7 protein-coding genes are annotated in these 10,175 nt (G+C 39.7%); 1 reads left to right on the top strand and 6 read right to left on the bottom strand.

The features are described 5' to 3' along the window. Positions 1–293, top strand: a 293-nt coding sequence (locus DBR11_RS29555) for a DUF6266 family protein (protein ID WP_233260714.1), incomplete at its 5' end; no start/stop codon positions are given. Positions 294–441: 148 nt separating this feature from the next. Here DBR11_RS29555 and DBR11_RS10260 read toward each other — a convergent pair. The 6 genes from DBR11_RS10260 to DBR11_RS10235 form a co-directional block, all read right to left on the bottom strand. Continuing rightward, positions 442–1,785 carry a TlpA disulfide reductase family protein gene (locus DBR11_RS10260; protein WP_108552261.1) on the bottom strand — a complete coding sequence of 448 codons (1,344 nt, stop codon included), beginning with the start codon at positions 1,783–1,785 and terminating at the stop codon, positions 442–444. Positions 1,786–1,790: 5 nt separating this feature from the next. Continuing rightward, positions 1,791–2,711, bottom strand: coding sequence for a retropepsin-like aspartic protease (locus DBR11_RS10255; RefSeq protein WP_108552257.1), 921 nt, complete (start codon positions 2,709–2,711; stop codon positions 1,791–1,793). A gap of 62 nt (positions 2,712–2,773) precedes the next feature. Next, on the bottom strand, positions 2,774–4,300 hold the full coding sequence (locus tag DBR11_RS10250; protein WP_108552255.1) for a PKD-like family lipoprotein: 1,527 nt from the start codon (positions 4,298–4,300) through the stop codon (positions 2,774–2,776). Between the two features lie 28 nt (positions 4,301–4,328). Further along, positions 4,329–5,090 carry a DUF4843 domain-containing protein gene (locus DBR11_RS10245; RefSeq protein ID WP_158275259.1) on the bottom strand — a complete coding sequence of 254 codons (762 nt, stop codon included), beginning with the start codon at positions 5,088–5,090 and terminating at the stop codon, positions 4,329–4,331. A 22-nt stretch (positions 5,091–5,112) separates the two neighbouring features. Then, the gene (locus DBR11_RS10240) at positions 5,113–6,546 is read right to left on the bottom strand and encodes a RagB/SusD family nutrient uptake outer membrane protein (protein ID WP_108552252.1); all 1,434 of its coding nucleotides are present in this window, start codon (positions 6,544–6,546) and stop codon (positions 5,113–5,115) included. A gap of 11 nt (positions 6,547–6,557) precedes the next feature. Then, on the bottom strand, positions 6,558–9,881 hold the full coding sequence (locus DBR11_RS10235; protein WP_158275258.1) for a SusC/RagA family TonB-linked outer membrane protein: 3,324 nt from the start codon (positions 9,879–9,881) through the stop codon (positions 6,558–6,560). Positions 9,882–10,175: the final 294 nt, after the last annotated feature.

Here is a 10,175-nt window from a genome sequence, read left to right as displayed (position 1 = left end):
GTGTGGAATCGGTTGCTGGTGCTAAGTTGAAGTTTACCTGGACGAATAGCTATGGTAATACGTCTTTCAGGGATGGTACTGATATGGGCTCTTTTTTGGTGTATAATCCGGCAAAGAAGGAGTTTGTTACGGTGGAGAACGTGATTGCCAGATCTGCTTTGACTTTTACGTTACAGATGCCTGCGGATTTTGCGGACGATGAGGTGTATGCGTATATGAGTTTTAATTCTTTGATTACGGAGCATCTGACCTCGGAGAGTGTGTGTAAGGGACCGGTGCCGGTGATTGCGTAGTATTAGGTTACAAGGAGGGTTCCGGGGGCTGGCCCTCCTTGTGAAAAACCCTGCTCTTCTTTTCTCACTGAACCTTCCGCGAAGTGCTTCAGGTCCTGAGGTGTGAAAAGAGGTGCAGGTTTTTTTTGGGTGCAGACCGGAGAGGGTGTTACCTGGAAAGCCAGGTATCGATGAGTGATTTGAGTTTAGGATCAGCTGGCCTTGGGCTATCTGGTGTGATAAGGTTTCCTTTTTTATCAATCAACAGGTAGCGAGGAATTCCATTGATCTGATAGGCTTTGGAAAGATCATTACCAGGTCCTGCATATAGTTGTATTCCGTTTAGATTCTTTTCAGATGTATATTTATCCCAGGCCTTTTTATTCTGGTCAACGGAAATACCTACAAATGCGACATCTTTTCCTTTGTAGTTTTTTACAAGTTTTTCCCAGTGAGGTTCTTCTGCTTTACAAGGTCCGCACCATGTTGCCCATACGTCGATGAGAACTACTTTGCCTTTTAAATCTGATAGAGAGACTTTCCTGTTATTGACATCGGGAAAGCTAAAATTGAGAGCCGGTGTTCCTTCTTTTGTGTTCACCAGTTTTACGGCCATAGCTTGCGCCCGCTCTTTCTGGTCTTCTAAAATGAAATAAGGTTTGAATGTTTTGAACATTTCCTCATATTCGCTAAAAGAAACTGCCGATGTAAGTTTGCTGAGTGCATATTGGCCTTTAACGACATCTACAGGTATAGCTTCAACTTGTTGCTGGATGCTTGGTTTCGTAGAAATATCTATTTTTTTGTAGACCAGGTAGTTAAGTAAACGATCTCCGTAGGGTAGTTTTAAAAGATCTGCTGTGAGGTAATCATCTGCTTTGAATTGAGTATAATAGTTGCTCATCTCTTCCTGACTTGGGTGTGTGGAGCGAGGTGTATAGAGGTAGCCGATGGCTAGGTAAGTAAAGTCGAAAGCTACGATTTTGCTAAACAGTTTATCGAACTCGGCGTTGCCTGTTTTTGCCGAAGATTTGTAGGCGGGTAATTTGGCATACATTTCTTCTATTTCGGGAAAGAAATCAACATATGAGCTTATTGTTGTCCAGTAAACTGCTTTGTCAAGGAGTGTATAGGAGGTTTTGAACCATTCCGTTAGTTTTTTGTTTTCTGCTGAATTATTTCCTTCCAATGTATAGTTTGCTTTCTGCAGTTTAAGGTTCAGCTCATCACCTGGTTTAAAATAAAATTTAAAGATGTTACGTAGGCTGATTATTTCTGTTCCTCCAATGGCATATAGTCCTTTATACTTGGGGGTAAATTTAAAAGCAAATAGACTGGAGGAGTCTGGCGTACTGGTGGCGATTTCGGATAATCTACCATTGAGTACTTTATACAAGTATACTTTTGGATAAGTCTTTTTATCAACTGTTCCATTAATTACAACTGGTTGCTGTGCAAAAGTGAGTACCGTGGATAACAACAGAAGTAATATAGACAGGGTAATTTTTTTCATGAAATTCATTTTAAGATGTGATATTGATTAGGGCTAAAGAAAATCTCGCTGCGTTGCAAATTGATAGTGAAGTTGTAACGGCTGATTAGACCAACACCGATTGATCCGTCAAAGCCTGGTTGCCAGTTTTCGTTGGTGGTATTACCTGCCATGAGTGTTACTGGAAGGTGAGGTATAGGATCGGTATCAGCAAATGCAAAACTGTGACTCTTGCCGGTAAAAGTAGGAGAGACCATTCCCATGCTCACCGTACTACCCTGCTGTTCTGGCTTGAAGCCACTGATCAACAGTTTATTTGTACGGACGAACGGCCGGAAACAGATTACGGTGTAGGACGCGCCTGTATCAAAAACAAATTGCCCCTTGTAGGCTTTTCCATCTACTATAGTAAGGTTTCCTGGGATAATGAGCATTCCCTTGGTCATAGTTATAGGGACTAGAAATCCTTTTTGGTTATATTGGTGATCTCCAAAATCATAGAGATAGAGTTCTTGCGAATCATAGTCTATCTTTGTAATAAAATGCTTGAGTAGACTATTTCCTATAATGCCATCTGTTTCTCCAGGCATTTCAGGGAAAATTGCGATCCCCTGTCCTTTCAGGATTACGGTGTCTAGTTGAATGGTATTTTGGTCGGATACCTTTATGTTTATACTTCCTCCTACAACTGATGCTTGGTTTTCCCGGGTAACTTGGAGTCCAATTTCATTTGCTAAGTTTTGGCTTACCGCCATGCCGTCGGCCCCGGTATCAAAGAGCATGCGGAGCGGGCGTGAAAAGGAATTGATTCGAACTGAAAGAATAATGCTGCCGCTGTGGTTTTCAAAGGGAATCTTTGCTCTTAGTTTTGTTTGCTGCGCAAAGCTAAACGGAGCATATAGTATGATCAGGAGTACCACTCCCGATTTAAAAATAGGATGCATCATGAGGATTGTAAGAAGGGTGAAAAGATAGTCCCATAATGGGACTATCTAAATACTGGAGCGTGTTAGCGTTCTCTATAAGTTAAGCTTTTGATTCTTCCAAAACCTTCAAATGATTTATATAATACCAGGTCTGCATTGATTCCCGGAACGGTATAAATACGAAGACCTCCTTCGATACCGTTATTCACAGCAGGATCATAGATGCCTACCATGAGTTTATTGTCGTTTGTGTATTTGGTCTTGTTTTTAAACTCATAAAAATTGAGATAGGAAACTTTCTTGCTTCCAAAATCTAACATGAGTTTAGAAGTTTTATACACCATATCGTATTCATAGACCTTACCGCCTACAGCATAGAAAATGTAGCCAAACTCCGGACTGATAGCATAGAATTCTGCATTGGCGATTTCGGCTCCTGTGATTTCACTATAATAAGATTGGACATTATTTGCCGAATTAAATCTGGCCAGGTATTGTTTAGGGGAATTAGGGTCTTTCAAAATTGAAAATAATTCACCGCCGTTATAAGGCACCCATCTCATATACTTTAAATCCATGCCTGTACTGAAACTGAAAAGCTTAAGGTTTTGTGGTGGATCCGGAATTGTGGTACAGGTTGCTCCCTGACCGCTATGTTTTACAAAGCGTCTATTCGTTTTGTCGTAAAATATGGCATGTGCATTGGAAACAATAGCATGGTTACCTCCTATGAAAGGAGCAACTTCAAAACTTTTCCCTTCAGCCTGGATGTAATTGATGGGGGCAGCGTAGTAAATGTTATAGGACCTATCATAGTAATATGCATTTCCTTTACCAATCATATAAGAAGTCCAGCCTGATCTTTGTTGGATCACATCTGCATAGAAACCGGAAGGGACGTCACCAAACATTTCATAGGTTAAGCCCATGGTTTTTGTCCACCTGAAAGAGTCTGGGTCAACTTTTGTTGTTCCTTTGTCGGTTCCAAAATAGAGCCCATAGCTAATGCGGTCTGGTCCGATAAGCAATCCTGTGTTATAGGTATAAGTCATTACCGGTTTGCCTTCGAGCTGTAAGGCTGATCCTGTGGTAGCCAGAAGATCGGTTACCAGGTCAAAATTTCCCGAGCTGTTTAATGAAAGCATATCGACCCTGGCTTTTCCGTTTGCTTCGTTCATCATGATCCAGCCTTCATTGATTTGGTTTACAACATTTAAAGTGAAATTTGTGGTGTATTTTACGCCAGATGCCTTATCCGTAACCGAATAATAAGCTGTATAGCTGCCGGCGACCACGGTCATGACCATGTCCAGGTTTTTTGTGTTGCTGAGTACAAATATTTTTTGACCTCCTAAACCGGTTGGTCCAACATAACTCCACTCGTAGGTGTAGTTGGATTCGTTGAAATTAGGGTCCTGGCTAAATTTGATCTCAGGTTTAACCAGAATGGCTTTACCAAACAGGGCAACAATTCCATCAGATAAACCTTTAACTTCTTCCAGCTTGTTTAATTCTTTGTAATTATAATTCCCAATGTCTTTTTTACATGATCCGAAAATGACTAGTGTCATTAACAGAAGAATAAGATGGATATAAATTTTTGATTTCATAAATTTCTATTAATTAAGGTGATAAAGCCTATTGAACATAATATCCCATTTCCATTACAGTACCATCATCTTCCAGGATGGTATGACCAGCAACTCTTTGGTCATTGAGGTAACGTTGCATGAATTTTCCATAAGAGATGACCTCTACTATTGACGCTCCATTATCCAAGTATGCTGGCTCAATACCTAGTACTTCTGCCATCAGAAGTAATTTTTTACGGGTAAAAGTGCCTAGATAGGCATCAAACCACATACTGGGTCTTTTGATGATATCATTGACAAACCATCTGTAGTTAATAAAAGACTGGGTTTTTCCGGTTGTGGTGTTGATAATTTTGTTCTTCATCGAAACAGAAAAGTTTTCGTTCTCCAGTAAATCAAGGCTTAGAAGAAGAGTTTTGGTCTGCATTTCTTCCCGTCTGAAGAACTTAATCTTCACGGTGTCAGATAACTGGTTTTTCCTGATGACAAAGGCGGTATTAAGTATTTGATATTGGGTGCCGGCTACTGCATTAGAAACAGGGTTTACGACCAGGCGATAGGGACGATCTATATCTTGTTTGGCGCCTATGATGGTAACGACCATATTTACCGTTGAATCTTTTGCTTTGGCAAGGCTAAAGGATAGTACTGTAGAGTCTTTTAACACTTCTCCCTGGTAAAGGAGACGCCTTGCTGATTCGTTAAAATAAATGGTTGGTTTACCTTCATAGGTATGAAGGTCCTTTTTACAAGAGAACAGGATCAAAATCGCAAGTAACCCTGTAAAATTTAAATATATCTTTTTCATTCTGATGATCGGTTTAAGTGCATTAACGGTATGTTGTTTCAGATAAGGGCATCGGTACATTATAGTTGATGGTTATATTCCCGCTTGAGGCTGATCCGTTGGGTACCGAAGTGATATTTCTTCGTTTATAGTAATAGAACAATTGTCCTTCACCAAAGAATTCTTTCTGATGCTCTTTCTGTAGTTCTGTATTGATATTTACCGTAACGGCCAAATCGGTGAGCCCTCTACTTGCCCTAACCACATTTAAATAGCGGACTCCATCTGACGCAATTGGTTCGCTTTCTGCTGCGATGTAATAGATTTCGCTAATTTTCAATAAAGGAATAGTGAACCTGAAAGTTTTTGTTTTGTCTATAATGTCGGCGTATTTATAGAATGTCTTATAGCTTTTTACACCGGTGGTTGGTATCTGCCAATTCAGGTTAAATCTATAGTCATTTTCATTGCTTTCGTATACGGTGTTCAACCTGGTGGTTATAGGCGCTAAAATATCCTCATCTTTAATAGAGGGATCAAATAAACTGGTGTAGCTGCTGTACAATTGTGTATTCATAATCCCAAATATCATCTCAGTGCTGAATACCCGGTCAGGGTTTTGTTTCTCGCTTAATGCGTTCTTGGAGGTCGTCCATGGGAATTTGCTGGCTATGGCTATTATATCCTTTGCATACTTTAGCGCAGTTTGCTTGTCTCCTCTATATAAAAATACCCTGGCCTTAAGTCCTTTAACGGCATAGTAATTCAAACGGTAATTTCGGTTGTTCTTCAGGAAATCAACATTGTCTGTGGCTGTAGTGGGGCTCACGCCTGCGGCTATTATATTGTCTTGAGATAATAGATTCTCTGCTGTACTTAAATCGCTTATTACTTTACCGATGTAAACATTGGCAGGCAATAGTGGATTTATACTGTTTTTACTATTTTCATAGTAAGGTAAACTCTGTTTGGTGGAGTCGGCGGTTGCATATATAGGGCCAAATAGCCGTAACAGATCAAAATGCAGGAATGCGCGCATAGCAAGTGCTTCGCCTTTGTATATGGCTTCGGTTTGTGGGTCCAGTACGCCTTTGTATTTATCCATATTTTCTAAAAACGCGTTCACATTCAGGATGGTGGAATAGCTCTTTGTCCAAATGTTTTCCAATCTGCCTGTTGTTGGTTGATCCATGTAGGCATAGGTTGCTATTTTATTGAGTGAATGTGTTGATGGCATATTGTAACGTTGTGCCAGGATATCTAGGGTGGATAAGGTTAGATTTTCTCCGTACAGCTGATTGCTTGCCAAATTAATGTATAGTCCGTTAAGTACGGATTTAACACCCTGTTTGGTAGAAAATAACTGGGTTTCCACTACTTTGTCTTCTGGTTTTACATCTAAAAATTTCTTACAAGAAGATAGAATGATGGTGGATATGGTTAGCAGTGCTATTATTTTGATATAATTTCTTTTCATGTTTTTGCTATTTAAAATGAAGCTCTCAAGGAGAGTGCTACTGTTCTGGCATATGGATAGTCAATTCCTCTTTCTCTTTTAATGGTAGAGAGGTAGAGGAAGTCATTTGCCAGGAAATTGGTGGATAGCGATCTCAATCCCAATTGGGTAAGCCATGGTGTTTTTTCAAATAGGTAACCAATATTGAGCGACTCACTACTTAGTGTGTTGGCTTTCTGTACAAAGCGGGAGGAAATAGGACTTGTGCTGGTTAAAGAAATTCCTTTGAACTGGGCTATATCTCCGGGACTTTTCCATCTGTCATATAATGCCCTTTTATCCTGGTTGTTGGCTATGCTGGTCTGGCTAATGTTCTCTACTTTATTAAACAACGCGTTATTGAATACATCTCCACCGATTTTATAGCGAAGTCCCATACCGAATGTGAAGCCTTTGTAACGTAAATTTGTAGAAATGACACCTTCGGCGATGGCCACTGTATTGCCTACATTGACAATGTTTGCTGCATTGTAGTCAAATGTGTACTGACCATCTTTGGTTACAAATACCTCTCTGCCTGTTGTTGGATCTATTCCTACTGATTTGATTGCCCAGATGGCTTCTGCACTATTGCCATCATAATATCTAACTAAAGATTTGTTGGTTTCTTGCTGCTTGTTTAGGGTGGCTAATATGTTTCCAAAACCTGCATACTTGCTCTTGTAACTTGATGCAGTGATCCCAACACTCCAGGTAAATCCTTTAGATAAATTGTATATAGGGAAAAAAGTAAGTTTTGCTTCCATTCCTTTATAGTTCAGGCTGCCAACATTGTATGGATAAGAGAATACGCCTGTAGATGATGGAAGGTCGACAGGTACGATTAGAGGGTTAGTTTGTTTATCGTAGGCGTTGATGTATCCGGAAAAACGATTGTTAAAGAAGCTGAAGTCTAACGACGTACTGATTTGTCTCGTTTTTTGTGGTTCCAGATTTGGGTTGCCTAGCATATCCAGGCTTACGCCTTGTCCGAATTGGTTGTAGTTGGATTTGGTGTTGTAGTTATAAATGGAGATGGAACTGATGTTTGCAAAGTTCTGATTTCCTGTAACACCGATATTTCCTGTTAATCTTAATGAATTGATCCAGGATTGGTTTTTTATAAAGTCTTCTTTGTGAAGATTCCACCCCAATCCGAAGGCATAATATGGTGAAAACTGTTTGTTACTGCCATAGGCGGTAGAACCATCGAGACGGTACACAAAATCGAAAAGGTATTTGTTATCGTAAGCGTAATTTACGGATACTGTAGTATTCAATGATCGGTAAACATTGCTGGAAGCTGAAGGGGAAGCATCCTGCGGATAATTGTAAGCAAATCTTGGATTTCCTAAATTTCCTTCAGGGAAGCCCTCTGCTGTGGTATTGTATGCACTGTTATTGCTTTCTGAGATGGTGCTTCGCCAGTTGGCAGTGATGCTGTGTTTGTCGGCTAGTGTCTTGTAAAAGGTAAGCATTAGATTTCCCTGATAAGAAAAATTGTCGTTCCTAAAGTCTGAGTATTTTCCTTTTCTGAGGATTGGCGTGTTGGCAAATTCACTCATCTGTGGTGATTTGTAATTTTTAGATACGCTGGAACCTTTGGTGATCTCAATGGCTACGTTCAACTTCAATGATGTTGTAAAATCATAATTTGTATTAAAGTTGTTTTGTACCGCCATACTTGTAGAATTATTGTATTGCGGTTGCATGGCATCATACAGCGGGTTAGTGACATAGAGCGTGGTACCTGTTCCATTGGCCTGCCGGCTTATTTCCAGAAAAGGATTATCGTAGTTTTTCTCATAATAAGGGTTTGTATTTACGTATTTTGCAAATGAGCCATATGGAGATTCGCTTGATTTGTTACCTCTGATGTAGGTGATGTTGTTGATGTTTAAGCCATTTTTCCTATACATCAGATTAATACTGCCACTATAACTGTTCCTTTCTGAACCTTTCATTGCGCCTTTTCCAATCCGGTAGTTCATGCCTACATTGTAGGTGAACGCTGCATCTCCACCAGAAGCGTTAATAGAGGAGTTGGTTGAATATCCGTTCTGGAGTGGTTCGCTTAACCAATAGCTGTCCATTCCCTTTTTTACGTACGATAGGTGTGTATTGTATAATTTGTCAAGAAAAATGGCTAAATCTGGATTTGTATCTTCTGTATACCGGCCCGACAAACGTTCGAATTCCAGTTTTTCTACGGCGTTCATCATGTTGTAAGCGGTAAGATCTGGCATTTCCAGTCTGAAATCCTGGGTATAAGTGAACCGAAGTTTTCCTGGTAATGGTTTTATGGTTTCGATGACTACGACACCGTTAGAAGCTTGTGAACCATATAGGGCTGTTGATGCAGCGTCTTTTAATATTGTTACGGAAGCTATTCTGTTCATATCTAAATCTACAATGGTTTCTAAACTGGTGGGGAAACCGTCGAGGACGAATAGAGGTTGGTTTGGATCTGAACCAAACTGATCTTTTAGTGTTGTGCTGGGAATACTGCTTTTACCTCTAACTTCTATCACGGGCATCACGTTGGGATTGGATCCTGATAAATTGTTTTCGATCTGAAGAAAGGAGGGATCCAGTGTTTTTAAACTTTGGATGATGTTGTTATTGCTTATGGCTTTAAGTTCATCACCTGAAAATTTAGCGGTTGTTCCGGTAAAGCTGTCTTTATTCCGATTTATTCCTGTGCCGGTTACAACGACTTCTCCCAAATCAAAATCTTTCTTTTTCATCTTAATGATCATTTTGTCGGGATTAAAGCTGGATTTCACTTCCTGAACTTCATATCCAATGCAGGAGATAATTAAAATTTCGTTCTCTGCAGATACTGGTAATTTAAATACACCATTTTCCTGGGAGGTGACCGCTTTAGAAGGGTTAGATTTCAGTTTTATCGTAACTCCCGCAATTGGTTTTTCATTTTCATCTATGACTTTACCTATAATGTAATTTTGGGAAAATAGTGGTTCAGCTGTTTTGTTTGAAGTTGATGACGGTGAGGGCAGGTTCTTTTTCAATACGATGGTTTTGTCAAAGAACTCGAAACTGAAGCCCAGGTTTTGAAGTGTATTTTGTAGTGCTTGGCGCAATGGTACATTTGTCAATTCTATTGAAACATCGTTAACGGCGGTTACTTCGTTCTGTTTATAGAAGAGGGTATAGCCGCTTTGTCGTTCAAATTCTTTGAGGATGGTTTCAAGTCCACTGTTTTTGCGATGCAATGTTATGTTTTGTGCATAGGTGTTGCCGTGTACTTGAAATAGCCCGATCCCCATGAGTATGGCTATAATTTGTACTTTCATTAGTATGTTGTTTCGTGTCTTTTTTAAAAACGACTTACGTTGGGCATCCGGGGAAAAGGCGCTATTAAAATGGCTTTGACTTTTGGATATAGCATGGCGTATTTCGTCTTTTTGGATAAGACGGTTTAGATTAATTTTCATTAACTTTGATAAGTTTGGATGTAATAATTTAATTAGCTAATAATCAAGTGAAAACATTCGCTAGTGTTTTTCTACAGCTAAACAAAACCTTGTCCGGACGGTGCGTCAACACTTTCCGGATTTTTTTATCTAGCAACTGATCTTGATTAAATT

This window comes from Pedobacter sp. HMWF019 (assembly GCF_003061025.1).
Classification (GTDB): domain Bacteria; phylum Bacteroidota; class Bacteroidia; order Sphingobacteriales; family Sphingobacteriaceae; genus Pedobacter.
Note: the sequence above shows the minus strand (reverse complement) of the source record. Positions and strands in the feature narration are given on the sequence as shown.

Bases quoted from the DNA above. Each gene is read 5' to 3' on its own strand.
- DBR11_RS10260 (WP_108552261.1), bottom strand. From the start codon at position 1,785: ATGAAAAAAATTACCCTGTCTATATTACTTCTGTTGTTATCCACGGTA.
- DBR11_RS10255 (WP_108552257.1), bottom strand. From the start codon at position 2,711: ATGATGCATCCTATTTTTAAATCGGGAGTGGTACTCCTGATCATACTA.
- DBR11_RS10250 (WP_108552255.1), bottom strand. From the start codon at position 4,300: ATGAAATCAAAAATTTATATCCATCTTATTCTTCTGTTAATGACACTA.
- DBR11_RS10245 (WP_158275259.1), bottom strand. From the start codon at position 5,090: ATGAAAAAGATATATTTAAATTTTACAGGGTTACTTGCGATTTTGATC.
- DBR11_RS10240 (WP_108552252.1), bottom strand. From the start codon at position 6,546: ATGAAAAGAAATTATATCAAAATAATAGCACTGCTAACCATATCCACC.
- DBR11_RS10235 (WP_158275258.1), bottom strand. From the start codon at position 9,881: ATGAAAGTACAAATTATAGCCATACTCATGGGGATCGGGCTATTTCAA.